Annotated in this window: 21 protein-coding genes; 6 read left to right on the top strand and 15 right to left on the bottom strand. The window is 67.3% G+C overall.

Annotated elements, in window-relative coordinates; genetic code table 11:
- Positions 1-32: 32 nt before the first annotated feature.
- Positions 33-533 (bottom strand): LytR C-terminal domain-containing protein, encoded by a 501-nt coding sequence (locus HMPREF9336_RS12525; protein ID WP_007467526.1) that lies wholly within the window; start codon positions 531-533, stop codon positions 33-35.
- Between the two features lie 40 nt (positions 534-573).
- A complete protein-coding gene (locus HMPREF9336_RS12520; protein ID WP_007467525.1) occupies positions 574-906 on the bottom strand; it encodes a DUF3263 domain-containing protein in 333 nt (110 codons plus the stop codon).
- Positions 907-978: 72 nt separating this feature from the next.
- Here HMPREF9336_RS12520 and HMPREF9336_RS12515 point away from each other — a divergent pair, with 72 nt between their 5' ends.
- Positions 979-1,575, top strand: a complete 597-nt coding sequence (locus HMPREF9336_RS12515; protein ID WP_007467523.1) for a peptide deformylase — start codon at positions 979-981, stop codon at positions 1,573-1,575.
- Positions 1,576-1,774: 199 nt separating this feature from the next.
- On the opposite strand, the gene HMPREF9336_RS12510 is transcribed toward HMPREF9336_RS12515, so the two are convergent.
- On the bottom strand, positions 1,775-2,710 hold the full coding sequence (locus HMPREF9336_RS12510; protein WP_007467522.1) for a 4-(cytidine 5'-diphospho)-2-C-methyl-D-erythritol kinase: 936 nt from the start codon (positions 2,708-2,710) through the stop codon (positions 1,775-1,777).
- A gap of 17 nt (positions 2,711-2,727) precedes the next feature.
- On the opposite strand from HMPREF9336_RS12510, the gene HMPREF9336_RS12505 reads away from it, so the two are divergent.
- Together HMPREF9336_RS12505 and HMPREF9336_RS12495 are read left to right on the top strand one after the other, a co-directional pair.
- Positions 2,728-7,950 (top strand): Pls/PosA family non-ribosomal peptide synthetase, encoded by a 5,223-nt coding sequence (locus HMPREF9336_RS12505; protein WP_021030621.1) that lies wholly within the window; start codon positions 2,728-2,730, stop codon positions 7,948-7,950.
- Between the two features lie 127 nt (positions 7,951-8,077).
- Positions 8,078-8,923 carry a PhzF family phenazine biosynthesis protein gene (locus HMPREF9336_RS12495; protein ID WP_007467513.1) on the top strand — a complete coding sequence of 282 codons (846 nt, stop codon included), beginning with the start codon at positions 8,078-8,080 and terminating at the stop codon, positions 8,921-8,923.
- Between the two features lie 17 nt (positions 8,924-8,940).
- On the opposite strand, the gene pstB is transcribed toward HMPREF9336_RS12495, so the two are convergent.
- The 6 genes from pstB to HMPREF9336_RS12465 all read right to left on the bottom strand — a co-directional run bounded on the left by pstB (position 8,941) and on the right by HMPREF9336_RS12465 (position 14,069).
- Complete coding sequence (gene pstB / locus HMPREF9336_RS12490; protein ID WP_040585873.1) at positions 8,941-9,717, bottom strand: phosphate ABC transporter ATP-binding protein PstB; 777 nt, start codon at positions 9,715-9,717, stop codon at positions 8,941-8,943.
- 2 nt (positions 9,718-9,719) lie between these two features.
- Positions 9,720-10,592, bottom strand: a complete 873-nt coding sequence (pstA, locus tag HMPREF9336_RS12485) for a phosphate ABC transporter permease PstA (RefSeq protein WP_007467511.1) — start codon at positions 10,590-10,592, stop codon at positions 9,720-9,722.
- The gene (pstC, locus tag HMPREF9336_RS12480; RefSeq protein ID WP_007467510.1) at positions 10,589-11,536 is read right to left on the bottom strand and encodes a phosphate ABC transporter permease subunit PstC; all 948 of its coding nucleotides are present in this window, start codon (positions 11,534-11,536) and stop codon (positions 10,589-10,591) included. Before pstC ends, pstA begins: the two co-directional genes overlap by 4 nt.
- A complete protein-coding gene (gene pstS / locus HMPREF9336_RS12475) occupies positions 11,520-12,641 on the bottom strand; it encodes a phosphate ABC transporter substrate-binding protein PstS (protein WP_007467508.1) in 1,122 nt (373 codons plus the stop codon). Before pstS ends, pstC begins: the two co-directional genes overlap by 17 nt.
- A 137-nt stretch (positions 12,642-12,778) precedes the next feature.
- Positions 12,779-13,180, bottom strand: a complete 402-nt coding sequence (locus tag HMPREF9336_RS12470; protein WP_007467506.1) for an RDD family protein — start codon at positions 13,178-13,180, stop codon at positions 12,779-12,781.
- A gap of 4 nt (positions 13,181-13,184) precedes the next feature.
- Positions 13,185-14,069 (bottom strand): oxygenase MpaB family protein, encoded by an 885-nt coding sequence (locus tag HMPREF9336_RS12465; protein ID WP_007467505.1) that lies wholly within the window; start codon positions 14,067-14,069, stop codon positions 13,185-13,187.
- Between the two features lie 186 nt (positions 14,070-14,255).
- Between HMPREF9336_RS12465 and glnA the strand changes: the two genes are divergently transcribed.
- Positions 14,256-15,692, top strand: coding sequence for a type I glutamate--ammonia ligase (gene glnA, locus HMPREF9336_RS12460; protein ID WP_007467504.1), 1,437 nt, complete (start codon positions 14,256-14,258; stop codon positions 15,690-15,692).
- Between the two features lie 259 nt (positions 15,693-15,951).
- Positions 15,952-16,497, top strand: a complete 546-nt coding sequence (locus HMPREF9336_RS12455) for a hypothetical protein (RefSeq protein ID WP_021030619.1) — start codon at positions 15,952-15,954, stop codon at positions 16,495-16,497.
- 413 nt (positions 16,498-16,910) lie between these two features.
- On the opposite strand, the gene HMPREF9336_RS12450 is transcribed toward HMPREF9336_RS12455, so the two are convergent.
- From HMPREF9336_RS12450 to HMPREF9336_RS12425, 6 genes are all read right to left on the bottom strand, one after another.
- Positions 16,911-17,924 (bottom strand): helix-turn-helix domain-containing protein, encoded by a 1,014-nt coding sequence (locus HMPREF9336_RS12450; protein ID WP_169727320.1) that lies wholly within the window; start codon positions 17,922-17,924, stop codon positions 16,911-16,913.
- Positions 17,925-18,021: 97 nt separating this feature from the next.
- Complete coding sequence (locus HMPREF9336_RS12445) at positions 18,022-18,576, bottom strand: hypothetical protein (RefSeq protein WP_040585581.1); 555 nt, start codon at positions 18,574-18,576, stop codon at positions 18,022-18,024.
- Between the two features lie 35 nt (positions 18,577-18,611).
- Entirely contained in the window at positions 18,612-19,208 is a 597-nt protein-coding gene (locus tag HMPREF9336_RS12440) for a hypothetical protein (protein WP_007467500.1), read from the bottom strand.
- Positions 19,209-19,306: 98 nt separating this feature from the next.
- Positions 19,307-20,200: an MspA family porin gene (locus HMPREF9336_RS12435; RefSeq protein WP_021030615.1), complete on the bottom strand. Its 894-nt coding sequence runs from the start codon at positions 20,198-20,200 to the stop codon at positions 19,307-19,309.
- 678 nt (positions 20,201-20,878) lie between these two features.
- On the bottom strand, positions 20,879-22,849 hold the full coding sequence (locus HMPREF9336_RS12430) for a phosphocholine-specific phospholipase C (RefSeq protein WP_021030614.1): 1,971 nt from the start codon (positions 22,847-22,849) through the stop codon (positions 20,879-20,881).
- 142 nt (positions 22,850-22,991) lie between these two features.
- Positions 22,992-24,221 carry a PucR family transcriptional regulator gene (locus HMPREF9336_RS12425; protein ID WP_021030613.1) on the bottom strand — a complete coding sequence of 410 codons (1,230 nt, stop codon included), beginning with the start codon at positions 24,219-24,221 and terminating at the stop codon, positions 22,992-22,994.
- 118 nt (positions 24,222-24,339) lie between these two features.
- On the opposite strand from HMPREF9336_RS12425, the gene HMPREF9336_RS12420 reads away from it, so the two are divergent.
- A complete protein-coding gene (locus tag HMPREF9336_RS12420; protein ID WP_007467493.1) occupies positions 24,340-25,857 on the top strand; it encodes a flavin-containing monooxygenase in 1,518 nt (505 codons plus the stop codon).
- Positions 25,858-25,864: the final 7 nt, after the last annotated feature.

The raw sequence follows: 25,864 nt of genomic DNA, 5'->3' as shown, positions 1-25,864 counted from the left end.
GGGCGGTGGCTGCCATCATCCAGCCTACTGGTTCATTCGGAAAGGATGAGCGCGAGTTCGCCCTTGCACGCGTTGCCGAGATCCACGTTGCCCGGCAAAGGCTCGGTCTTCGGCGCGGGGCTCAGCCCAGAGGCTTCGGCCACCTTCTGCGCTTGGTTCTGATAGGCGTCCTTGTAGTAGACGACCGACCCTTCGACCTTCCCGGGGCTGTACCCGTCCGCGACCTCCGCGTCCACGCCTTTGCCCTTCAGGACCGTCGCCACGCTGCTCGCCCAATTGCGATGCCCAGGGCTGTAGCTGTACACGCACACCTTCCCAGGAGGCGGCTCGGGCGCGGGCGCGTCCTGCGGCAGCTGCGCGGCGGCAGCAGCGGCTCGCGCCGCCTTGTCCGCCGCGGCCTGCAACGGATCCACTTGGGGCCCGCTGTTCGCAACAGCGCGCACCCCCAGCAAGAGGAACACCACGGCCAGGGAGAAAAGGACCATCGCGACCGCCCGCAACGGGAGGCCCCATTTCGCCAATCGGTCTAACATCGGGGACAGTGTACCGCCCTTTTGCCTCGAGCTTCGCGGCTCAGCGGTCGAGGTCGTAGACGCCGAGCCGCCGAGCGACCCGCGCCTTCGTCCGGGCGGCCCGCAGCCTGCGCAAACGCTTCACGAGTAACGGGTCCGCGCGCAACGCCTCCGGGCGGTCGATGAGCGCGTTGAGCAGTTGGTAGTAGCGCGTCGCGGACATCCCGAACAGTTCCCGGACCGCGGCCTCCTTCGAGCCCGCGTGTTTCCACCATTGCCGCTCGAACGCGAGGACCTCCCGCTCACGGCGGGACAGCCCCTCGCCGCCCGCGAGCTCTTCGGCTGACTCGGGGAGGCGGGGGAGGTCGGGCAGGGCGCGCTCGGAACTGGACATCGCTGAACAGTGAAGCATGGAACGCCGACATTTCTGCGGAAGCAGGGCGGGCAAACTGTAGTCTCGTCGGCTATGACCATCCTTCCCATTCGGATCGCCGGAGACCCGGTGCTGCACCGACCGACCGAACTCGTGCGGCTGACCGACGAGGGCGCCGCCCCGCCCGACGTGATCGTCCTCCTCGAGGACATGTACGAGACGCTCAAGGCTTCGCACGGCGTCGGCCTCGCCGCGACCCAGGTCGGCGTGGGGCTGCGGCTGTTCGTCTACGACTGCCCGGACGACACCTCGGGGAAACGCGTGAGCCGCAAAGGCGAGGTCATCAACCCGGTGCTCGAGACGAGCGACATCCCCGAGGGCATGCCGGACGAGGACGAGGACGAGGAGGGCTGCCTCTCCGCCCCCGGCCTTCGATACCCCACCGGTCGCGCCGCCTGGGCCAAGGTCACCGGCGTGGACCGGGCGGGCCAGCCCGTGGAGATCGAGGGCACGGGCCTGTTCGCCCGGATGCTCCAGCACGAAGTCGGCCATCTCGACGGGAAGCTCTACTTGGACGTGCTCGTCGGCCGCTGGGCCCGCAAAGCGAAGAAAGCGGTCAAACAGGAGGGCTGGGGCGTGCCGGGCTTGTCGTGGACTCCGGGCGTGGACCCCGACCCGTTCGGGCACTGACAGCAGCCGTCCGGCGCGGACGGACTCGCGGCCAAATACCGCGACGGAGATTTCGACGACGAGGACGACGGCTCCGAACTCTGAGCCGAGGAGCCTGCTCGGCTCCACCGTGCTGCTAGCGCTCGCCGCCTTCGAGGCCAAGCTCCCCGGCAGCCTCAGCCAGGCGGACCGCAGGCGCGTCTTCCCGATCCCGGGCGGCTCACACCACCCGCGCGCCCCGAGCGGGGCCGTGCGCCGCCCGGACCGACTGGCACACCCCGGCCCCCGCGAGCTGCGCGGCGATGTCCACCGCGTGGTGCGCGTCTTCCGCTAAGAACATGCAGGTCGGACCGGATCCTGCGATGATCCCGGCCAGCGCGCCCGCCTCCCGGCCCGCAAGGAGCGTGCGGCGCAAGTCCGGGCGCAACGACAGCGCGGCGGGCTGCAAGTCGTTGTGCAAAAGCCCGGCGACCTGGGACACGTCGCCGGAGACCAGCGCGCGCAAAAGCTCGTCGCAGTCTGTGGCCTTCGGCTGTGTGCCTGCCGCGCGAAGCCGGTCCAGCTCGCGATACACCGCGGGCGTGGAGAGCCCTTCCCCGGAGAACGCGAGCACCCAGTGCAGCGTGGCGCGGGCCAACGCGGACGTGAGCAGCTCCCCTCTGCCAGTCCCGATCGCGGTGCCGCCGAAGACGCAGAACGGCACGTCGCTGCCCAGCTCGGCGGCGAGCTCGAGCAATTCTTCCCGCTCAAGCTCCTCCCCCCACAGCGCCGCGAGTCCGACGAGCACGGCGGCGGCGTCCGTGCTGCCCCCCGCCATGCCCCCGGCGACGGGAATCGATTTGAGGATCGCGATGTCGACGTTCGGGTCGCGGCCCACATGCTCGGCCAGAAGCTCTGCCGCCTGCCAGGCCAGATTACGCCGATCCGTCGGCACGCCGACTGCTCCGCCGCCGCGCAGACGCACATGCAGCTCGTGATGCTCCGCGATCGTCACCTCGTCGGCCAGAGACACCGATTGGAACACGGTGCTGAGCTCGTGATACCCGTCTTCGCGCAGATCGCCGACCTTGAGGTAGAGGTTCAGTTTGCCCGGCGCGCGCACCACCACAGACCGGTTCGGAATCACAGACACGAATCCAACAGTAATGAGTGTCATTCGATAGGCTGCTTCCGATGGCCGAAATACCTGCGCAATATCTCCTGTCCGCACACGCGCCGGCCGAGCGGACCCTCTGGGACGTGCTAGCCGCGACAGCGGCGGAATTCCCCGACACACCTGCCGTGGACGACGGCGACCTGCAGCTCACCTACGCCGAACTCGTGGAGGCCGCGCAGGAAGGTGCCGCGCGGCTCGCCGCGCTCGGCGTCGGGCGGGGCGGACGGGTCGGCGTGCGCCTGCCCTCGGGCAGCTGCGACCTGTACGTGGCCATTCTCTCGGTCATCGCGGCGGGCTGCGCCTACGTCCCCGTGGACGCGGACGATCCGCAAGAGCGCGCGGACCTCGTCTTCTCCGAGGCCGAGGTCGAGGCCACGATCACCGTCGACGGCTGGCTGCCCCGCCGACCAGATGGCGATCCGCCGCGTTCCGACGAGCCGAGGGGGGTGCCTCCCGCGAGCGCCAGCGAGTGGGGGAGGCGCTCCGCCTCCCCAGTTGTCGAGCCTCCGGCTCCGTCGGACGACGCGTGGATCATCTTCACCAGCGGTTCTACCGGCAAGCCCAAGGGGGTCGCGGTGACCCACCGCAACGCGGCGGCGTTCGTCGACGCGGAGGCGCGGATCTTCCTCACGGACGAGCCCATCGGCCCGGACGACCGGGTGCTCGCCGGGCTCTCGGTCGCCTTCGACGCGTCCTGCGAGGAGATGTGGCTCGCGTGGCGGCACGGGGCGTGCCTCGTCCCCGCGCCTCGCGCGCTGGTGCGCAGCGGCATGGACCTCGGCCCGTGGCTGGTCGCCAGGGACATCAGCGTGGTCTCGACCGTCCCCACCCTCGCCTCGTTGTGGCCGCCGGAGGCGCTCGAGGCGGTGCGCCTGTTGATCTTCGGCGGCGAGGCCTGCCCGCCGGACCTCGCCGCGCGGCTCGCGGGCGAGGGCCGCGAGCTGTGGAACACCTACGGGCCGACCGAAGCGACCGTTGTCGCCTGCGCCGCCCCGCTGACCGGCGACGACGTGGTTCGGATCGGCCTGCCACTGCCCGGCTGGGACCTCGCGGTCGTGGACGCGGACGGGGCACAAGTCGGGTACGGGCAGTCCGGCGAACTCGTCATCGGCGGCGTGGGCCTTGCCCGTTACCTCGATCCGGTGAAAGACGCGGAGAAATACGCCCCCGCCCCCGCGTTGGGCTGGGAGCGGGCGTACCGGAGCGGCGACCTCGTGCGCCTTGAGCCGGAAGGCCTCGTCTTCCTCGGCCGCGCCGACGACCAAGTCAAGATCGGCGGGCGGCGGATCGAGCTCGGCGAAGTGGACGCGGCGCTCGCCGCCCTCCCCGGAGTCACCGCCGCTGCCGCCGCTGTGAAAAAGACCGCCTCGGGAGCCTCCCTGCTGGTCGGCTACCTCTCCAGCGCCGATCCAGATTACAACCTCGAAGCCGCCCGCGCCGAACTCGCCGCGCACTTGCCCGCCGCGTTGGTGCCCCGACTGGTCCTGTTGCCGGAGCTGCCGGTGCGCACGTCGGGGAAGGTCGACCGCGCCGCGCTGCCCTGGCCGGTCGCGGGCGAAGCGGCGCACGGCCTCGAAGGCACGGCGGGCTGGCTCGCGGACCTCTGGGCGGAGGTGCTCGGCGCGCAGATCGACGGCGACGACGCGGACTTCTTCTCGCTCGGCGGCGGCTCGCTCGCGGCGGCCCAGCTGGTCTCCGCGCTGCGGACGCGCTATCCGACCGCCACGGTCGCCGAGCTCTACGACCATCCCAGGCTCGGCTCGCTCGCGGACTTCCTCGACGAGCAGGCCCCCGCCGCAGCCGCGGAGCCCCGGCACGTCCGCCCCACTCCTCGGCTCGCCCGCGCCGCGCAGACGCTGATCATGCTCGTCACGGCCACCCTCGGCGGGCTCCAGTGGGTCGCCTGGCTGCTGCTGCTCAACAACGTCCTCGCCCACACGGTCGCGTGGGCGAGGCCGACCTGTTGGTGGGCCGTCGGGGCGAGCCTCCTGCTGTTCGCCACCCCGTTCGGCCGGGTCGCCGTCGCGGCCCTCGCGGCGAGGATCCTCACCTTCCGCCTCGCACCCGGAGCCTATCCGCGCGGCGGGCCCGTCCATCTGCGGGTCTGGACCGCCGAGCACCTCGCCGCAGCCCTCGGCGCGGAAAACCTCTCCGGAGCCCCATGGATGACGCTCTACGCCAGAATGCTCGGCGCGAAGATCGGGGAGGGCGTGGACCTGCACGCGATCCCGCCGGTGACCGGGATGCTCACGCTCGGCGACCGCAGCTGCGTCGAGCCCGAAGTGGACCTGCGCGGGCATTGGCTCGACGGGGACGTCTTCCACGTCGGCGAGATCGTCATCGGGGCGGACGCGGCGATCGGCGCGCGCACCACGCTCCTGCCCGGCGCGCAGGTCGGCAAGGACGCGGACGTGGCCCCCGCCTCCTGCGTGGTCGGCAAGGTCAAAGGCGGCAGGTATTGGAAGGGCTCCCCCGCCGTGAAAGCAGGCAAGGCGCACCACCCCTGGCCGCAGCGCCGCCCGAAGCAGGCAAGGCGCTGGGCCGCCGTGTACGCGGTGAGCGCCGCGGCGATCGGCGGGCTGCCGCTGTGCTCGTGGGCGGTGGGGCTCGCGGTCATCGGCGCGGCGGTCCGAGGCTCCGCGTCGCTGCGCGAGGCCGTCTGGCCCGCGCTGGCCGCGACGCCGCTTGCCGCGCTCGCCGCCGTCCTGACGTACATGCTCGCCACCCTGGTCGGCGTGCGCCTCGGCTCGCTCGGCGTCGCAGCGGGCTACCATCCGGTGCGCAGCCGGGCCGGCTGGCAGACCTGGGCCGTCGAGCGGCTGATGGACGCGGCGCGGCTGCACCTGTTCCCGCTGTACGCCAGCCTCGCCACCCCGGTGTGGATGCGCCTTCTCGGCGCGAAGATCGGGAAGAACACCGAGATCTCCACCGCCGTGCTCGCGCCGAAGTTCACCACGGTGGGCGACGGGGCCTTCCTCGCGGACGACACCATGGTCGGCTCCTACGAACTCGGCGGCGGCTGGATCCACATCGCCGAGACCAAAGTCGGCGAGCGGGCCTTCCTCGGCAACTCCGGCATCACCCAGCCCGGGCGCAAGATCCCCAATGGCGCGCTGGTGGCGGTGCTCTCCGCGACTCCCTACAAGGCGAAGAGCGGCTCCTCCTGGCTCGGCAGCCCGCCGATCCGCCTGCGGCGCAAAGCCGACGAGGGCGACGCGGCGCGCACCTTCGCGCCGCCGCTGCGCCTGAAACTCGCCAGAGCCGCCGTGGAGTGCTGCCGGATCGCGGCGGTGATCACCTCGTTCTGGATCGGCGCGCTGGTACTCCTCGCGCTCCAAGCATTGCTGCTCCGGTTCGGGCCGGTCGGGGCGCTGCTCGGAGTCGGCCTCGTGCTGCTCGCCGCGGGCGCGCTGGCGGCGCTGGTGAGCGTCCTCGCGAAATGGCTCGTCATCGGCCGGTTCCGGCCGCAGGAGCACCCGCTGTGGTCGAGCTTCGTGTGGCGCAACGAGGTCGCGGACACGTTCGTCGAATCCGTGGCCGCGACCTGGTTCGCCCGCCACGCCAGCGGCACGGGCGCGCTCAACCTGTGGCTTCGGGCCATGGGCGCGAAAATCGGCAAGGGCGTGTGGTGCGAAAGCTACTGGCTGCCCGAGGCCGATCTGGTGACGCTCGGCGACGGGGCGAGCGTTGGCCGGGGCTGCGTGGTGCAGACGCACCTCTTCCACGACCGGATCATGCGCTTGGACACGGTGGCCCTCGAAGCGGGGGCCAGCCTCGGGCCGCACTGCGTCGCCCTGCCGGGCTCGGTCGTCGGCGCGGGCGCGACGGTGGGACCGGCCTCGCTGGTGCTGCGCGGCGACGTGGTGCCCCCGAGCACCCGTTGGCTCGGCAACCCCCATCTCTCCGTGGCCCGCCGATTCCGAAGCGAAAAAAGGGAAGAAGAAGTGAGCGCGGATCCGTACTGTCCGGGACAAGGCAATAGCGGATACAACGTCGACCGCTACGAACTCGACCTCGCGTACCAGGTGGCGAGCGGGCGCCTGGAGGGCGAGGCGAGGATCTTCCTCACGACCACCGGCCCGGCTTCGGAGCTTGTCTTCGATTTGGCGGAGCACGTGAAGATCGGCAAGCTCGCCGTCGACGGGCAACGCCCCGCGCGGCACCGCCACGGCGCGGGCAAGCTCGCCCTGGTGCTGAAATCGCCCGCCCCCTCGGGCAAGCGCTTGAAGGTCGTCGTCCATTACTCGGGGAACCCCAAGCCGATCCGCACCGTCTGGGGCGAGATCGGGTTCGAGGAGCTCACCGACGGCGCGCTCGTCGCGAGCCAGCCGAACGGCGCGCATAGCTGGTACCCATGCGACGACCGCCCCACGTCGAAAGCGTCCTACCGGTTCGAAATCGCCGTGCCCAACGGCTACCGGGCCGTGTGCAACGGCAAGCTCGTCGGGCGCAAGGCCAAGTCCTCGCAGACCATCTGGACCTACGAGCAGGCCGAGCCGATGGCCCCCTATCTCGCCTCGCTGCAGATCGGCAGGTACGAGCTGGCCACGATGTCGGAAGACCCCGTGCCCGACCGGATCGCCGCGCCGGCCGATTTGGCGCGCAAGCTCGCGCCCTCCTTCGGCCGCCACCCTCAAATGGTGCGGGTCTTCTCCGAGCTGTTCGGCCCGTACCCGTTCGCGGAGCACACCGCAGTGGTGACCGCCGACGAGCTGGAGATCCCTATCGAGGCGCAGGGCATGTCGGTGTTCGGCGCGCAGTTCGTCGGCAAAGGCAGGGACGCGGAACGCCTGGTGTCCCACGAGCTCGCGCACCAATGGTTCGGCAACTCGGTGACGTGCAAACAATGGCGCGACATCTGGCTGCACGAGGGCTTCGCCTGCTATGCGGAGTGGCTGTGGTCGGAGCGCTCCGGCGGGGCCCCCGCCGCGCATTGGGCCGCCAGGCACCACAGACGGCTCGCGGAGCTGCCGCAAGACCTGCTGCTCGCGGACCCAGGAGCGAAAGACATGTTCGACGACCGGGTCTACAAGCGAGGCGCGCTCGCCCTGCACGCGCTGCGCACCGTCGTGGGCGACGAGACGTTCTTCCAGATTCTGCGGACGTTCGCGGCCCGGTTCCGGCACGCCAACGCGTCCACCCAGGACTTCATCAACCTGGTGGACGAGGTCGGCCGCCGAGGCCTCGCCTCCCTGTGGCAGGAGTGGCTGTACGAGCGGAAGCTGCCCGCGCTGCCCTGAGAACGTGAGACGCGCCGCATCGGCGCGTCCAGCGCTGCGGGCTCGGCGAGCCTTTGCGATTTGATATATGATTCCGTTATCAAATCGATGCAATGCGGCAATAACGCAAGACTCACAGCATGGTGGTATGGGTACTCGAATAAGAGAATTCTCTCAGGTGGACGTGTTCGCTTCGGCCCCGTATTTGGGCAACCCGGTCGCAGTGGTCCTCCGGGGCGACGGCGTGACCGCGGTGGAGATGCAGCGGTTGGCGAGATGGACCAACTTGTCGGAGACCGTTTTCGTGCTCCCCGCCACCAAAACCAAAGCCGACTACCGGCTGCGCATCTTCACGCCGGGCGGCGAGCTCCCGTTCGCCGGGCACCCCACGCTCGGAGCCGCCCACGCGTGGCTGGACAACGGCGGCATCCCCCAGTCCCCCGGCACGATCGTCCAGGAATGCGCGGCCGGGCTGGTCGAGATCCGGGTCAAACAGGACGCGCTCTCCTTCGCCGCTCCCCCCACGCTGCGGACCGGACCGCTGGACGACGAGTTCCTCGCGCAGATCTCCGACGCGTTCGACCTGATCCCCGGAGCCATCGTCGCCCACCAATGGGTGGACAACGGTCCCGGATGGGCCGTCGTCCAACTCTCGTCCGCGGACGAAGTCCTCGCGCTCGAGCCGGACCTGTCCAAAATCCCCCACGCCAAGATCGGCGCGATCGGCCCGTACCCCGAGGGGGCGCAACACGCCTTCGAGATACGCGCTTTCGCACCGGGGGTCGGCGTGCCCGAGGATCCGGTGACCGGCAGTTTGAACGCCAGCGTCGCCCAATGGCTCATCGGCTCAGGAGCCGCGCCCTCGGCGTACCGGGTCTCCCAAGGGGCTCGCGTCGGACGCGCGGGCTCCATCCAGATCACAGCGGACGACGACGGCACGGTCTGGGTCGGCGGCAACTGCGCCACCCTCGTGAAGGGCACCATCGCCATCTGAGGGCCGAGGACTGAGCCTCAGCCAAACCTGCCCGCAATATAGTCCTGGGTCGACTGCTGGCTCGGCTCGGTGAAAATCCTCGTCGTCGGGCCCGCCTCCACGAGCCGTCCGGGTTTGCCGACTGCTTCGAGGTTGAAGAACGCGGTCTGGTCGCTGACTCGGGCCGCCTGCGCCATGTTGTGCGTCACGATCACGACGGTCAGCTCCTGTTTGAGGTCGAGGATGAGCTTCTCGACCGCCTCGGTGGAAATGGGGTCGAGGGCGGAGCAAGGCTCGTCCATCAGGATGACTGCGGGCGAGACGGCGACCGCGCGGGCGATGCAGAGCCGCTGCTGCTGCCCGCCGGAGAGGCCGCCGCCCGGCTTGTCGAGCCGGTCTTTGACCTCGTGCCACAGGTTCGCCTGGCGCAGCGAGCGTTCGAGCGTTTCCGTCAGCCGGGCCTTGTCGCGAACCCCTTGCAGGGCGAGCCCGGCGAGCACGTTCTGCCGGATCGACATCGTCGGGAACGGGTTCGGGCGCTGGAAGACCATCCCGACCGTGCGGCGCACCTGTGTCGCGTCCGCTTTCGGCCCGTACACCTCGTCCCCGTCGAGGAGGACCTCGCCGTCCACCCGCGCCCCCGGAATCACTTCGATCATCCGGTTGATCGCCCGCAGCACCGTCGACTTCCCGCAGCCCGAGGGCCCGATGAAGGCCGTGATGCTGTTCGGGGGCATCGTCAGGCTCACCTCGGAAACCGCTTGGAACGAGCCGTAGCGCACGCCCAATCCGCGTAGCTCCACTTGCTTGGCCAACGTCATCTTCCTTTCTGCTGCCGCGACCGCCCGCCAGCGAGCATGGCAAGCGCGAGCAACACCGCGATCATGACGATGAGCGTCAGCGCCGCCCCCCACATCCGGTCCACCCCCGCCTGCGCGGAGATGAGCTGCTGGTCGAGCATGAACGACGGGAGCGAGGCCATGTTCCCTTCGAAGGGGTCGAAATTGATCGCCGAGCTGTAGGGCAGAAGGACCAAGAGCGGCGCGCTCTCCCCGAGCGCCCTTGCCAGCGCGAGCATCACCCCGGTCGCAATGCCCGTCCGCGCGACCGGGAGCACCACGCGCAGAATCGTGCGGGCCTTGGTGATCCCGAGCGCGTACGAGGCCTCGCGCAAATCGCCAGGCACGACGCGGAGCATCTCCTCGGTGGAGCGCACCACGAGCGGCACCATCAGCAGCACGAGCGCCGCCGCCGCCGCGAAAGCGGAGGTCGGCAGTCCGATGACGAGCACCCAGAGGACGAAGACGAACAGCGTCGCGACGATCGAGGGCACGCCGGCGAGGATGTCGACCAAGAAGGTGGTCGCCGCCGCGAGCCGGGACCTCTGGCCGTACTCGACCAGATAGACCGCCGTGAGCACGCCGAGCGGAACGGCGACGAGCGAACAGATCGCGCCGAGGATCAGCGTGCCAGCGACGGCGTGATAGGCGCCGCCGCCGACCTCCGAGCTGTCGACCGCGTACATGGAGTGCGAGAACCAGCCGCGCCAGGCGAGCGCGCGGGAGCCCTCGCGGACCACAACGGCGAGCAGCCAGACGAGCGGGGCAACCGCGATGGCCGCGCATGCCGTCACACACACCCTCGCAACCAGGTCAGCGGCCTTGCGCCGCCAGCTCAGCCCCGCGCTCATCCGGCCGCCCCGCGCTTTGCCACAACCCTGGCCAGCGTGTTCACCGCGAACGTCACCACGAACAGCACCAGCCCGATGGCGATGTACGCCCCCGCCGTCACCCCGTGGCTCACATCCAGCTCGCCCGCGCCGAGCGCGATCTTCGAGGCGATCGTGGCCCCGCCGTCGAACACCGACCAGCTGAACTTCCTCGCGACCGTGGCGAGGATGAGGTATACGGCCATCGTCTCGCCCAAGGCCCTGCCGAGGCCGAGCATCGCCCCTGCGATGAACCCGCTGCGGCCGAACGGCCACACCGTCATGCGGACGACCTCCCATTTGGTCGCGCCGAGCGCGAGGGCGGCTTCGATCTGCTCGCGCGGAGTCTGTGCGAACACTTCGCGGGAGATCGCCGTGATGACCGGCAGGACCATCACGGCGAGGACGATCCCTGTGGTGAAGAGGTTCCGACCGGTCTGCAGATTCGGCGGGTCGCCCGCCCCGTGGTGGAAGAGGAAGAGCCACCCGAGATGGCCGGCCAGCCACTGCGAGACCGGGGCGAGCTTCGGCGCGAGGAACAGCCAGCCCCACAGCCCGTACACGATGGAGGGCACAGCCGCGAGCAGGTCGACCACCCTTGCGACGGGAGCGGCCAGAGCGCGGGGCGCGTAGTGCGAGACGAAAAGCGCGACGCCGAGCGCGACGGGCACGGCGAGAGTCAGCGCGAACGCGGACACCAGAATGGTGACCAACGCCAGCTCGGCCATGCCGAACGAGAGCCGCCCCGGATCGGAGAGGTCCCACGCGCTGCTGGTGAGGAAGTTCGCCCGATCCTGCGCGAGCGCAGGAATCGCCCGCAAGAGCAGGAACACGCCGATGGCGGCCACCATCGCGGAGACGAGCGCCGCAGAGCCTGCGGCCGTGAGACGGAAGACCCGGTCCTCCGCGTTACGAGAGAGCGTCAATCGCGGCGACCAGTTTCGACTTGAACTCTTCCGGCAGCGGGACGTAGCCCTTCGACGCGAGATCGGCCTGCCCCTTCGAGGCGGCGTTGCTCAGGTACGACTTCACCGCCTGGGCGGTGGCTCCGTCATAGCCTTTGGAGCAGACCACCTCGTAGGTGGCGAGCACGAGCGGGTACACGCCCGGCTCCTTGGACCCGTAGATCGAAGCGAGGTCGAGCTTGAGGTCGTGCGCGTCCCCGCTCGCCGTCTTCGCGCCGGTCACCGCCTTGCCCGCCGACTCGCTGGTGAGGGCGACCGGGCCGGAGCCGTTGTCGATCTGCGCGACGGCGAGCTTGTTCGCGTCGGCGAAAGACTTCTCCACGTACGAGATGGAGCCGGGCAGTTTGGCCACGTTCTGCGCCACGCCGTCCGAGCCCTTCGCCCCTTCGCCGACGCCTTTGAACGCCTTGCCCGCCCCTTTGTCCCACGCGCCCTGCCCGGCCACGCCGAGGTAGGTCTGGAAGTTGTCCGTCGTGCCGGAGTCGTCGGAGCGGTGGAACACGGAGATCTTCTCCGTGTTGCCCTTCAGCTGCGGGTTCGCGTCGACCAATGCCGAGTCGCCCCACGTCGCGATCGCGCCGTTGAAGATCTTCGCGAGGTTCTCGCCGGTGAGCACGAGCTTGTCCACTCCGGGGAGGTTGTACGCGATGGCGACCGGGCCGAACACCAGCGGCAGGTGCCAGGCGGCGTTGCCGCCGCACCGCTTGGCCGCGCCCGCAGCCTGCTCGGCGCTCAGCGCGGAGTCCGAGCCCGCGAAATCGACTTGGCCGTTCACAAAGCCCGTGATGCCGCTGCCGGAGCCGTTGGCCTGGTAGTCGAGGTTCTTGCCGGGGCACACCTTGGCGTAGGAAGCAGTGAAGGCCTGAACGGCGTTCTTCTGGGCGGTGGACCCGGCGGCGGTCAGTTTGTCTTTGCCTTTGCAGTTCGCCGTCGAGGCGACCGAATTGTCTTTGGCCGAACTCACGTTGTCGTCGCTGCCGCAAGCCGCGAGGCCTGCGACGGAGAGCAAGGAGGCGAGAACCGAAACGGCGCGGAGCGAGGAGCGGGAATGCGATGGTGCAGCCATGCCCAGGACATAACTGGGAGAAAACCGACAACGCCCGGCCTCGCGCTGAACATGAGGAAAATTTCTCGGAACAAGCTGGACCGCCGAAGCCCTCGGTCGGCCCTCCCTCGGCCAGCCCTCCCTCGGCTCCTGCGCGGCTAGCGCAGCCGGACGACGGCGGTGCTCGTCAACCGGTCCTGCAGGCCCCTGCCGTCCTTGTCCATGAAGAACACCGGGATGACCAGCGCCAGCAGCACCGCGCGCCCGACGGCGCGCAACACGCCCACCGGCTTGTCCCCGCCTTTCCCCTGGCTGTCCGGCACCCGGATCACCCTCAGGCCGACGAACAGCTGCCCGGGGGTGAACGAGAACAGCGAGACCGCCGTCGCGCCGACAGCCGCCCACACCGCCATCACGGCGGTCGAGTACATATTCGAGGTGAAACCGGTGAAGAGAAGGGCCACCGCGCCGGAAAGCACCCAGTCCACGAAGAGCGCGAGCGCGCGCTGCGGCAGCGGGGCCAGCGATCCGACTCCGGTTTCCGGGAAGACAAGGGGCATGCCTTCAGACTAGCGGCTTGCCCTTCTTGATCCGCCGCCGCAGATCCCAGAGGAAAACAGTCGTCGGCAGCATCCGGACCGAACGGGGCGCGAACGCGCACGCGACCCGGTTCGCGGCGACGAAGGCCCGGAAAACAGCCTGTCGCGCCGGGCCCCAGCCATAGCCCATCTCCGCCCGGAACTTCGGCGGCAGGAACGCCGCCGTGAAATAGCGGTTGGCCCAGCCGAACAAGAAGCCGAGCCCGGGCAGGAACCGCACGCTCGCGATGTCGTCGAGCATCTTTCGGACCGGCTCGTCGATGCGGACCAGCTCCTCGTGCTCCGCCCACGACCGCTCGAACTCGGCCATCGTGGCGGGCCACATGCTCTCGGGCACCTGCAACGTCGTCGCGAGCGGCGCGCAGGCCCGCAGGATCTCTTCCTCCGCCTGCGCGGACAACGGAAAGACGCTCATCAGCCTGAGCACGTCCAAAGAGCCCTTGAACAGGCACATGGCCACCCAGAGCTGTAGCTCCGGCGCGAAAGCGTTGTACTCGACCGGGCTTTTCCGCCCGGTCACCCGCTCGACGTTCGCGGAGTTCACCTGCGCGTGCGCCTTGTTGACCGCCTGGCGGTAGGCTTTGCGCTCCTCCTCGGTGCCCAACATGGCCACCGCGAGATACGTGAACGTGGTACGCCCCCGTTTGATCGGCCGTTTGTCGAGCCGCCCGCTCTCCACGACGCTCTCGTACACGCCGTAGCCGACGGGACGGACGCCCAGCTGCATGATGACATTGGCGACCGCCGCCAGCGCGGCGAGCGGCCAGACGGACTCGACCAGACGCACCCGGACCTCGCGGTCGGAGTCCCAGGCCTGCGACTTCTTGTGTGACGCATCTAACTTCACCATAGTTTTGTTATACCAGAGCGAGATTCATAACACTAGCCCTCGGCATGTTACGCCTCATGCCCGCCCGGTTACCAGCAGGTTTCATGCCAGCCCCGGTCGTCGCACCCGCTCAGTGCCGTGTACGCTCTCGATCTCGGAGGCCGATATCGGCCTTAAATTCCATGAGGACCGTCGAAGGAGCATCGAGTGGCGTTCAGCAGTGCCGAGGATGTTGTCAAATTCATTGCCGATGAAGAAGTCGAGTACGTCGACGTCAGGTTCACCGACCTGCCCGGCGTCCAGCAGCACTTCTCCATTCCCGCTTCCGCGTTCGGCCCCGACGTGGTGGAGGACGGCCTCGCCTTCGACGGGTCTTCCGTCCGAGGCTTCCAGTCCATCCACGAGTCGGACATGCTCCTGCTCCCGGACCTGTCCACGGCGAAGATCGACCCGTTCCGCGCCGCGACGACCCTGAACATCAACTTCTCCGTGCACGACCCCTTCACCAAGGAGGCGTACAGCCGCGACCCGCGCAACGTCGCGAAGAAGGCCGAGGACTACCTGATCTCGACCGGGATCGCCGACACCGCGTACTTCGGCGCGGAGGCCGAGTTCTACATCTTCGACTCGATCCGCTACGACTCCTCGATCAACGGCGCGTTCTACGAGATCGACTCGACCTCCGGCTCCTGGAACACCGGGATCGAGACCGAGGCCGACGGCGGCCCGAACCTCGGCTACAAGGTGCGGCTGAAAGGCGGCTACTTCCCCGTCGCCCCCTACGACCACTACGTGGACCTGCGCGACGACATGTCCACGAACCTGATCAACGCGGGCTTCGTGCTCGAGCGCGGCCACCACGAGGTCGGCACCGCGGGCCAGGCCGAGATCAACTACAAGTTCAACACCCTGCTCCACGCCGCTGACGACCTGCTGCTGTTCAAGTACATCATCAAGAACACCGCCTGGCAGAACGGGAAGACCGTCACCTTCATGCCCAAGCCGCTCTTCGGCGACAACGGCTCCGGCATGCACGTGCACCAGTCCCTGTGGAAGGACGGCAAGCCGCTCTTCTACGACGAGGCAGGCTACGGCGGCCTTTCCGACCTCGCCCGCCACTACATCGGCGGCATCCTGCACCACGCCCCGTCGCTGCTGGCCTTCACCAACCCGACGGTCAACTCCTACCACCGCCTGGTGCCGGGCTACGAGGCCCCGATCAACCTGGTCTACAGCCAGCGCAACCGCTCCGCCGCCGTGCGCATCCCGATCACCGGCTCGAACCCGAAGGCCAAGCGCATCGAGTTCCGCGCCCCCGACTCCTCCGGCAACCCGTACCTCGCGTTCGCCGCGATGCTGCTCGCGGGCCTGGACGGCATCCGGAACAAGATCGAGCCGCAGGCCCCGGTCGACAAGGACCTCTACGAGCTCGCCCCCGAGGAAGCCTCGAACATCCCCCAGGCCCCGACCAACCTCTCGGTGGTCATCGACCGGCTGGAGCAGGACCACGAGTACCTCACCGAGGGCGGCGTGTTCACCCCGGACCTCATCGAGACCTGGATCAAGCTCAAGCGCGAGCAGGAGATCGCCCCGATCAACCTGCGACCGCACCCCTACGAGTTCCAGCTCTACTACGACGTGTAAGCCGGAAATAGGTTTGAGCAGTGCGGGAGCGGCCCATTGGGCCGCTCCCGCGCTGCGTTTGCGTGCGGTTTTCACGATCGCCGAACGCTCCGAAGAGGCGGAGCCACGACGTCGTGGCTCCGCCTCGCCCGTCACCGCCATGTGCGCGCCCAGCGAAGCCGCGCCAAAATCAGGGCTGGCTCTTCGCCCGCTAGCCGAGCGCCTGCGACGCTCAGCCCTTACACTGAAGAAAATTCGCGTCGACCGAGGAGAGTCGTCAATGCCGTCCTCAACTTTGAAAGTCCGTTTCTTCGCGGCCGCTGCGGCAGTCTTCACCGCGCCTCTGACGCTCGTCCCGGCTGACCTGGCCTTCGCGGAGACCGCCGTCCACGACGTGGAGTACTCCGTCGAAGCGTCGAGCGGCGGCGGAACCATGTCCGTGCGGTACGCAACCGACCCGCACGACCACTCCGATCCCACCGAGAAACACTTCGCCCAAGACGTGGTCGGCCTCCCTTGGACAACCTCTCTCAGGATCGGCGAAGAGGAATACCGCGCGGGAAGCACCGTTCCGGACTCGAAGCCCTTCAAGGGGTTAGACCTCGGCTTGACCGTCACCGCAGAAGGGACGGCTTTGAACGAGGGGCTCACCGACGGCTCGGGCAAATTAAGCGGGCAGCAGGCATGGGATGCCTGGACCGGTGGACAAGAATTCCAGAACTTCTATACCTGCCGTATCACCGTGGACGGCGAGGTGGTCGCAGAGCAGACCATGAAGGGACTCTGTTCTGTCCAGTACAAGAAGCGTTCCCGCACGGCACCGTAACCCGCCGGGCGCGCGATCAGGCCCCGCGTCTTCGTCGTCGCTCGCGCCGCTGGCCGAGCCCCAAGATCTCGACCGAGGGGCATCCCAAACCCGCACAGTTCATGTTCGGCGGGGACTCGCCGTGATACCAGTCGAACTGCCCCGCTCGCCCACGTGCGACGCTCGGTTGCGGCGGTTCGACCGGATGCCCAGTAGTCGAAACGACTGCGGTCGGAGTATTTGTTGACTGCGGCGTGCGAGGGCGCTGGTGCGAGTTCATGCGTCCCGGAGCACTTCCTCTCGGCGTCTTCGGCCCAGAGCGCCTGCGCCTGCTGATCGGGATTCGGCCCGTAGACCAGACGCGCAGGCATCGACGCTCGCAGGCGCAAGCACATAGGTCAAGACCAACGGCAGCTTTCTGCACGGGAGTGCTTTCAAACCGCCCGATGACGAGTCCCCGCGCGCATATAGCTCGTCGGCGTCGTCCCGAGGACGCGCTGGAAGGCTCGGACGAGGGTCCGGTCGGATCCGAAGCCCGATTCGACCGCAAGTTTTTTCAAAGAGATATCTCTTCCGCCTGCTGCAAGAATATCTCTCACGTAATAGACCCGCTTACGCTGGATGAGTTTATAGGGCGACTCAGGTTGGTCCTCAAAAACCCTGTAGAGCATTCGCTTGGATATCCCCAAGCCTGCCGCTATCATATCCGAGCACAGATTCGGATCCGTAATGTGCCCATCCACATACGACTGGATTTCGCGAAGAAGCACGAGTTGCTCGCGCAGCATGCTGGATTTGTCCGCGCAATACGCTTTTCGCATACTGCGCAGCGTCAGGCTAACTACGCCTGAGATATATTGCTTGACACCGAAAGCGTCGAGGCCATCCACAGAGAAGATCTCTTGCACCAACCTCTCAAACAACGAAACCATAGCTTGATCATTCGAGAGGACTGAGAAAGTCATCTGCCGCAACACCCGTTCGGGAATATTCGCCATCGACGAAGAGAACTCTAAGCCGACTATATGGTGGGGGCCTTCGTAGAATATTGTCCGAGGCTCACTCGCGTCGACGAGATAGAGAACGCGCGGACCCAGGACGTGCTGACCGCCACGGGTGATGACCATACAGTTTCCCGCCAGGACACTGAAAATCTTGAACTTGGGCGGAGCGTTATCATCTTCCACTCGTTTATAGCCGTTCCTAAGAATTAAGGAACTCGCCGTCCGGTAGTACGCTCTGGCGTTGATACCTCCAATCGACCCGCACTCGGCTAAGAATTCTTCTGGATCACAACGATGCCGGGAGAATTCCGCGCCTTCTATACTGGCGACAAGTTCCTGAAACCGCTCGAACCTTTCCGCCGGAAGGGCGTTATGATTGCGCACGACCGAAGCCTGCACCAGACTGTCATCCCAACCTAAAGCAAAAAAGTCACGATTTTCCATTCTCATCTCGTACTGCTCGGCTGCATTACGCGCCAGAGCCAATCCGCGCAGGCAAGAAAGCCGAAGAGAGCGCCGCAGCCGCTGAGCTCCATTGTGATCACGCCAAACAACTTTTTCCGATATCGAGGAAGCTGTCACTAGCACGCCTGTTTGACTCGGAGAGCTTCCCGACCCATTCGTATGCCGCAGGCCTTGTGAGATTTTGTCCGCGACGGTCGTTCACGACCATGCTGACTTGCCCCAGCGCAGCTTTGTAGGCTTCGACTTTCGCGCGCTGCCCAGGATCTTCGATGCCGGACTCCGCATACACCAAGTATTGCTCAACTTGGTTGAGGACGTTGAGGTCCTTGTCCACCGCTTGTTCGCCGAGCTCGGTCGAGGCAAACCCTTGCGCGATCGGGACTTGCCCGCTCATCAAAGCGTTGACCCGGTCGATGGCGTACTTGATCGCCACGCAGTCATGCCCGGAGGCCGGGCCGCCCACGCCCGCGTCGTCGTCCTCCAGAGGAGGGGACGGCTCGGCGGAGTCGGCTTCTGCCGTGTCATCCGACTCGACCCCCGCAGCAGGAGACGGGGTCGGAATGGCCGGAAAATCGGGGTCTGCGACGGACCGGCCCGGGGCGACGGCGGCGAATGTCAGCGCAGCGCCCACAGCAAAAGCCCAGACAACGACGCGTGCCCTCGGTCTCATTCGTCGTCCTCCGGATCAAGCTTGCGAGCCATCGACTGGTCCCCGGTCGGCAGCGACTCGTCGTCCCCGCCTTCCGGCTCAAGCTGGCGGGCCATCGACACGTCCGGAGCGGCCTCGTCGTTGTCTGGGTCTTCCGGGTTCGAGTCGCCCCCTTGCGCCAACGGCCCCCACTGATGGTCCCGCCCGACCGGCGGCAAGCCGGGCAACGGCCGAGGCTCAGGCTGTCCCGGCAGGCTCTCCGGGGGCGCCTGAAAGTAGTTGTCCGGGAATTCCGGCCTGGGGAAACCGCGCAGCGAGCCGGGCTGTAACGCGTTCGTGCCCGGCCGCAACCCACTGGTGCCCGTGCTCAGTTCTGTGGACAACGGCGCGTTCGATCCTGGGACAGTGCCCGACACCAAGCCTGGCACTGGCGAGCTCGCCCATGGGTTCGGACCTCCAGAGAACGGACTAGTCTCCCCGTAGATCCCGCCCGCCCCCGTGGGGTCTACCGGGGCGGGAGCCGGATCTGCGGCCGCGTCCGCGCCCCGCATCAGGCTTGGAGCCAACAGGAGCACCGCCAATACAGACTTGTGCGCGTAGACTTTCATACTCATCCTTCATCTTTGCCGTTATGCTTTCAGGAATCTTCGATTCCAGGGGCCAAGAGAGCTAACGCATAGAGGATGCCGGCTCGCCTTGGCCTGCATTAGAATTAGATCGGGTACTCGGTGCCGTATGTGGCCAGTGTCGAGTGGGAGTAATCCGTGGCCACGCTGAGCAAGGCGAACGAGCGCACGTTGACCGGCCCGCCGCACGCGTCGATCTTGACGTTCACATTCCTCACTCGCAGTCTCGCCTCGCTGCCTTTCAAGGGAATTCGGTCCATAGGGATGGCGACGATCCCGCCGGGCCGAAGCGTGAACTGGATATTGCCGCCGATCGAGCCGCCAATGCCTTCACGCGCGCCGACACCAGCTCCCACACCGCCGCCAGCTGCGCCGCCGACGCCGCCGCCGACCCCGCCGACTCCGCCGACCCCGACTCCGGGAAGGGGTGGAATACCGCCGACGCCGCCCCCGACACCGCCGACGCCAGCGGTGCCGACACCAGCTCCCACACCAACACCGGCGCCTTGATATAAGTCGATGCCGGCGTTGCCGTCGATATGCCCCCCCAGGGTCACGCCCTGGCTCACATCGATCTGGCATCCGAGCTGGTACCCTATGGTCAATTCAGCCGCCGTGACGGGGTATTTGCCTTTCCCGAGAAGCTTGCCAACCCCAGTGAATTGGACGAACCCCTCACGAGTGAACGCGGTGTCCGCCAGGTTCGCCACAGGGTTCACCTCTTCATCGAGCGTCTCGACCACCATCTCCCACCCGTCCTCGGTGACATCGTGCAGCACCGTGTCCGGCAGCCCTTGCGCGAAGGCAAGGGACGACCCGTCTGCGAACAGCATGAGAAGAGCCGTCGGCACAGCGAACGCCCTGAATCCCGAGAGCCTTTCCTGACTTTGACTTCTTCCCGAGCAGAACACTCTCATCCAAAGGTTTCGCCGCACATCGGCTTTCATACGCCCAACTTTGACCTTTATAATATTCGCCATAAAGTTTTTCCTTAACCGTGAATTTTTCCTTAACCGTGCTCAAAGACATGGCGCGCACGCCCTCTTCATCAAGATTGACCGACACTACTTATCCAATCAAGTTATCCAATCAAAAAGCAAGAATTATCACAGCGTGCGCATCGCTCTCACAGCCCCTCACGACCCATCGCGCGCGATTCAGCGCCCAAGCAGCGGGCGCTATCGTTCACGAATATTGGGCGACGAATCATAGAGAAAATCGATCCGTTGATGCCGCGCTTCGGAAAAACCTCCTAAGATTTCGCCCCAAAGCAGCCTTGTCGCCTGCGGGACGAACAAAGCAGCCTGCGGGAATTTAAACCATCGGCTAAGTTAGATGATCCCGATTTCGTCCGTACTGACACAACATCGGCCATGCGCCTATCGCGCGCATTCATTTAAAACATCCACATAATTCAAGAATGGGCCGAGTATTTACTTTATCGCCGGCTCGCCCAGAATAACCCGATTCATGCGTAGTCCACAACCTATTGGCACGCATTGTCGATACATTGGCGCCATTTGTCTCTGCTATTGCCTTCTTGTTCAAGGCACGTGGCCGCCTCCACGTGATCCAATACCAAATGGCACTTAGCTTGACTCGCAGCTTCATATCAGAAATAAGCGGCCCGAAGTGGCCGCGGCAGCTAAGGTTCCGGCTCAGACCGGGACGCGGCCCGCGAAGCGGTATCGGAAGCCTGGCCCGGTCGAGACGACCACGTCGTAGTAGCCGTGCTCGTCCAGCGGCCACGCCACGTCCTGCTCGGAGCCGCCCGCGAGGGTCGCGCTTGCCGTGTGGTCGGTGAAATCGTTGGCTTGCGCGGTGAACGAGACCGAGCTCGCGCCAGGGTTGCTCAGGCGCAGCGACACGCTCGGTTGCGCCCCGCCTGCCGAGGCGGCGGTCACGGCCGGAGCCGTCGCGAGCGCCGTCTTCGCGAAGAATCTGCGCAAGAACCCGTCTGGCCCGTAGACGCTGATGTCGTAGTTGTCCGCGCTTTTCGGCCAGGTCCAGCTGCGCTGCTCCCCCGGCCGGACGGTGAGATGCGTGGGGACGAAGTCGAGGGCGACGTTCGGGAAGAGCGCCAGCGCCGCCGCGTGCTGGCCATTGTTCGACACGACGACCGTGACCGTCCCCGCGCTCGTCGCGATGTTCGCGTCGAGCAGGTACGCGCCGGGCCGCTTGCGCCGAGCAGGCTCTGACTCCTGCCCCGGCTGCGGCACGCTGCCCGCGGCGGGGATCGGCACGGCGGGAAGGGCGCGGTCCTGGTCAGCCGCCGCCACCAGAGCCTGGGTGTCCGGCAGGTCGGGGACGGTGAAATCCGGATTGGCGAAATCGAAGCAGCTCATGAGGTCGCCGCTGATCTCCCTGCGCCATTCGGAAATGTTCGCGGCGCGCACCCCGGTGAACTGCTCAAGGAACCGGATGATCGAGGTGTGGTCGCTCACTTGCGAGTTCACCCAGCCGCCCCGTGTCCACGGGGAGACGACGATCAGCGGCACCCGCACCCCGTAGCCGATCGGCTCGCCGTTCACGAACTCGTCGGGGGTGTTCGGCTCGGGGATCGGCGGGAGCACGTGGTCGAAGTAGCCGTCGTTCTCGTCGAAATTGAGGATCAGCGCCGTGGAGCGGCGGATGTCCTCGTTGCTGTTGATCGCGTCGATGACCGTCTTGATGTAGTGCGCGCCGTAGTTCGGGCTCGAGGCGGGATGCTCGCACCAGGCGTACGGGGCGACGATGTACGAGACCTGGGGCAAGGCTCCGTTCTGGCAGTCCGCGATGAACTGGGCCAGAAGGTGCCCGGTGTCCAGGCCCTGGCCCGAGTCCGGTTTCCAGCCGTCGTGCAGCCCGCCTCGGATCGCGAGCTGGCGCGCCGCCGGGTCGGTCGAGGCGAGCGAGTCGTGGTACTGCTGGAACAGCCAGAGCGGGTTGTCGCCGTAGTCGCCGACGTACGGATGGCTGGACGTGCTGTCGCCGACCTCGTCGTTCGCGTACGTTTGCCAGCTCACCCCGGCCTGCTGGAGCTGCTCCGGGTAGGTGGACCAGCGGTACACGGGCTGGTAGTCGGGCGGGTTCCCCGTGGCGGGGCCGCCAGCGCGCCCGGCGGGGTCGATGGTCGCGGTCCACTGGTAGAGCCGGTTCGGGGTGGTCGGGCCGAGGAGGGAGCAGAAATACTGGTCGCAGATGGTGTACGCGTCGGCGAGGGCGTGCTGGAACGGGATGTCCTGCCGGGTGAAGTAGCCCATGGTCTGCGGCGACTTCGCCGCGATCCACCTGTTCCACGCGCCGTTGTGGCACATCACGTGCGTGGAGGCCCAGTCGTGGAGCAGGTCGTCCGCGTTCTGCGCGTTGTACTTGGTGGAATCCATCCGGAACGGGCGCAAGGTCTGGCCGTTGGGGTTGAGGTCCGTATCGAAGCCGAGCGCGGCGAGCCAGTGCAAGAGCTGCGAGAACCATGGGTCGGACTGCTCGAACACAGACCGCCCGTCCGGGTACTCGAGCACCTGCTTGTCGGCGAAGCCGCGCACTCCGGAAAGGGAGCCGAAGTAGTGGTCGAACGACCGGTTCTCCTGCATGAGTATGACGACGTGCTTGAGGTCGGCGGGCGTCCTCGTTGGCTCTGGGCTGCTCATCGGGCTCCTCTCGGCTTTCCCACGCGCAGCTGCTCGCCGCCCTCCGTCTACGACGGTAGCCAGCGGCGTGAACGCTCGCCGGTCCCCCGCCTGACGGACGGGTTATTTCTCGCCGAACAATCGCCGCGCCGGCCTGGCGAAGTCACGACGGCTGGCCGCGCCAGCGCACGACTTCCAACGCGGCGGCGACAGCGACGATATTGTGCGGCAGCGGCAGCGGCAGCAGCTCGTCGGCGCGCGCGAGCCTGCGGATGATCGTGTTGCGGTGCGTGTAGAGCCGTTCCGCCGCGCGGGAGGTGTTGCACTGCTCGCGGATGTACGTCGCGACCGTGTCCCGGATGTCCCGCTCGGCGGTCAGCAGGCCGCCGAGCGTGTCGCGGAGGAATTCGTCGGCGCGGGCCGAGTCGCTGGTGAGGAGGGCGACCAGGGCGATGTCGTCGTAGTGGGCGACCTGGTGCGGCGAGGTGAGCCGGGCGAGCATCCGCTGCGTTGCGACCGCGTCGAGATGGCTGCGGCGAAAGCCCGCGAGATCCCGGCCCGGCCTGCCGATCCCGATCCGGACGTCGGGGACGGCCGCGATGTGCGGGGCGAGCTGCTCGGACGACGGCACCGCCGAAACCGGCAGCCAGAGCCAGATCGCCGCCGAGCTGGCGAGGACGGTCAGCCTGCGGGCGGCTCCGCTGGCTTTGGTGAACGCTTCGGCGGCCATTTCGAGCTGGTCCGCGGGGGTCGTCGGGGCGCCCCAGACGACTGCGGCGACGTGCGGCCCGGTGAGCTGGTAGCCCAGTTGCGCCTCGGCGCGGGCGGGCGGGATCGGCGCGCCTTCGAGCAGGAGGGTGACCGCCGCGAGGCGGTCGGCGTGGCTGCCTCGCACGAGCTGGTCCCGCTCCACAGCCATCCGCGCGACGATAGCGTCGATGGTGTCGTCGACGAACGTCCGGATCGACCGCTCGGAGAGGACGAGCAGCTCGTGGAGCTCGCCAGGGTCCGAAGTCAGGCCGAAGCAGATGTCCATCCACCGCCGCCAAGCCACGCTCTGCCCGGTGCGGTACGTGTCGAGGGCGGTCTGGTCGAGGCCGCGCCGCACCATGTCGCGGGCGGTCTCGAGCGAGCCTTGGGCGAGGTTCGGCGGGACGCGCTCCCCCGGACGCTGCACATTGGACGAGGCCCAGTGCAGCAGGTTCGCGAGGCTGCTCTGGCGCACGCTCTCCGCGAGCACGGGGTCCTCGGCGACCGCCCGTATCCGCTCCCCGCTGAGCGTCGCGCCGTTCAGCTCCTCGATCCATTCCTGCTTCGGGGCGAGCGCGATCAGCGCGCCCTGCCGCATCAGCTCCTGAATGCGCCGCGACGGCGCGGGCCACGATGCGTCCATGCGAACACTATGCACCATGAAGCTGACGAAACGAGGACAAAGTGCTCTAGCGAGCAAGGGCCTCCGCCGGGCATGCTAGAGGAGAAGAACCATACTCCCCCATCCCAGGAGCCACGATATGACCGACATCAGCACCCCGTCCGGAGTCGAGCACCTCGACGTTCTGATCATCGGCGCGGGGGTCTCCGGCATCGGGGCCGGGCGCTATCTGCGCAAGCTGCAGCCGTCGAAGACGTTCGCGATCCTCGAGGCGCGGGGCGCCTCCGGCGGCACCTGGGATTTGCACCGGTACCCGGGCATCCGCTCGGACTCCGACCTGCACACGTTCGGCTACGAGTTCAAGCCGTGGCGCGACGAGCAGTCGATCGCGGACGGGCCGAGGATCCTGTCCTACCTGCGCGAGACCGCGGCGGAGAACGGGCTGGACCCGCTCATCCGCTACCACCACAAAGTCATCCGCGCGGACTGGTCCGGGGCCGCTGCGCGCTGGCTGGTCGAGATCGAGCGCACGGACACCGGCGAGCGGCTGCGCCTGTCCGCGGGGTGGATCTTCTGTTGCAGCGGCTACTACCGCTACGACGAGGGGTACATTCCGGACTTCCCCGGCCGAGACCGGTTCCAAGGACAGCTCGTGCACCCGCAGCTCTGGCCCGAAGACCTCGATTACAGCGGCAAGCGCGTGGTCGTGATCGGCAGCGGGGCCACGGCGGTCACCCTGCTGCCCGCGATGGCGGGCACGGCGGCGCACGTGACGATGCTCCAGCGCACGCCGACCTACATCATGCCGTTGCCGAAGAAGGACCCGATCGCCAACGTGCTGCGCAAACTGCTCGGCGACGAGCGGGGCTACGCGCTGTCCCGGCAGAAGAACATCCTGCAGCAACGCCTGGTCTGGGAATTCTGCCAGCGGTTCCCGAAGGCGGCGCGCAAACTGATCCGGGCGGTGAACGTCGCCCTGCTGCCGAAGGGCTACCCCGTCGACGAGCACTTCAACCCGCCTTACGACCCGTGGGACCAGCGGCTGTGCGCCGTGCCGGACGGCGACCTCTTCGCCGCCCTGCGCAAGGGCTCCGCGTCGGTGGTGACCGACCGGATCAAGACCTTCACCGAGAAGGGGATCCTGCTCGAGTCGGGCCGCGAGCTCGAGGCGGACATCATCGTCAGCGCGACGGGTTTCCACCTGCAACTGCTCGGAGCCATCGAGTTCAGCATCGACGGCCGGCCCATACCGCTGGAGGACGCGATCGCCTACCGGGGCGTGATGCTGTCCGGCGTGCCGAACTTCGCGATGGTGATCGGCTACACGAACTCGTCGTGGACGCTGAAGGTCGGTTTGATCTGCGAGTATTTCTGCAAGCTGCTGGGGTACATGGACGCGAACGGCCTCGACACGGTTTGGGCGGCCTCGGACCCGCAGATGGAGACCAGGCCGCTGCTCGATTTCGGCGCAGGGTATGTGCAGCGGTCGTTGGCGAAGCTGCCGAAGCAGGGGCCGAGCGCGCCGTGGCTGATGTCGATGAGCTACTACGCCGACCGCAAGCAGCTGCTCAACAGCCCGGTGGTCGACGAGCACCTGCGCTTCTCGAACGCGGCACGGCGAGAGGGACGGCCGGATTCCATCGCCCTGCACGCGTGACAGTCCG

The organism is Segniliparus rugosus ATCC BAA-974 (assembly GCF_000185725.2).
In the GTDB taxonomy this organism is placed as follows: domain Bacteria; phylum Actinomycetota; class Actinomycetes; order Mycobacteriales; family Mycobacteriaceae; genus Segniliparus; species Segniliparus rugosus.
The sequence above is the reverse complement of the archived record's forward strand: the minus strand, read 5'-3'. Positions and strand labels throughout refer to the sequence as shown.

What these genes read in the sequence shown, in the direction of transcription:
- HMPREF9336_RS12525 (WP_007467526.1), bottom strand. Translation starts at nt 533, where the DNA reads ATGTTAGACCGATTGGCGAAATGGGGCCTCCCGTTGCGGGCGGTCGCG.
- HMPREF9336_RS12520 (WP_007467525.1), bottom strand. Translation starts at nt 906, where the DNA reads ATGTCCAGTTCCGAGCGCGCCCTGCCCGACCTCCCCCGCCTCCCCGAG.
- HMPREF9336_RS12515 (WP_007467523.1), top strand. Translation starts at nt 979, where the DNA reads ATGACCATCCTTCCCATTCGGATCGCCGGAGACCCGGTGCTGCACCGA.
- HMPREF9336_RS12510 (WP_007467522.1), bottom strand. Translation starts at nt 2,710, where the DNA reads ATGACACTCATTACTGTTGGATTCGTGTCTGTGATTCCGAACCGGTCT.
- HMPREF9336_RS12505 (WP_021030621.1), top strand. Translation starts at nt 2,728, where the DNA reads ATGGCCGAAATACCTGCGCAATATCTCCTGTCCGCACACGCGCCGGCC.
- HMPREF9336_RS12495 (WP_007467513.1), top strand. Translation starts at nt 8,078, where the DNA reads ATGGGTACTCGAATAAGAGAATTCTCTCAGGTGGACGTGTTCGCTTCG.
- pstA (WP_007467511.1), bottom strand. Translation starts at nt 10,592, where the DNA reads ATGAGCGCGGGGCTGAGCTGGCGGCGCAAGGCCGCTGACCTGGTTGCG.
- pstS (WP_007467508.1), bottom strand. Translation starts at nt 12,641, where the DNA reads ATGGCTGCACCATCGCATTCCCGCTCCTCGCTCCGCGCCGTTTCGGTT.
- HMPREF9336_RS12470 (WP_007467506.1), bottom strand. Translation starts at nt 13,180, where the DNA reads ATGCCCCTTGTCTTCCCGGAAACCGGAGTCGGATCGCTGGCCCCGCTG.
- HMPREF9336_RS12465 (WP_007467505.1), bottom strand. Translation starts at nt 14,069, where the DNA reads ATGGTGAAGTTAGATGCGTCACACAAGAAGTCGCAGGCCTGGGACTCC.
- HMPREF9336_RS12455 (WP_021030619.1), top strand. Translation starts at nt 15,952, where the DNA reads ATGCCGTCCTCAACTTTGAAAGTCCGTTTCTTCGCGGCCGCTGCGGCA.
- HMPREF9336_RS12450 (WP_169727320.1), bottom strand. Translation starts at nt 17,924, where the DNA reads ATGGAAAATCGTGACTTTTTTGCTTTAGGTTGGGATGACAGTCTGGTG.
- HMPREF9336_RS12440 (WP_007467500.1), bottom strand. Translation starts at nt 19,208, where the DNA reads ATGAGTATGAAAGTCTACGCGCACAAGTCTGTATTGGCGGTGCTCCTG.
- HMPREF9336_RS12435 (WP_021030615.1), bottom strand. Translation starts at nt 20,200, where the DNA reads ATGGCGAATATTATAAAGGTCAAAGTTGGGCGTATGAAAGCCGATGTG.
- HMPREF9336_RS12430 (WP_021030614.1), bottom strand. Translation starts at nt 22,849, where the DNA reads ATGAGCAGCCCAGAGCCAACGAGGACGCCCGCCGACCTCAAGCACGTC.
- HMPREF9336_RS12425 (WP_021030613.1), bottom strand. Translation starts at nt 24,221, where the DNA reads ATGGACGCATCGTGGCCCGCGCCGTCGCGGCGCATTCAGGAGCTGATG.
- HMPREF9336_RS12420 (WP_007467493.1), top strand. Translation starts at nt 24,340, where the DNA reads ATGACCGACATCAGCACCCCGTCCGGAGTCGAGCACCTCGACGTTCTG.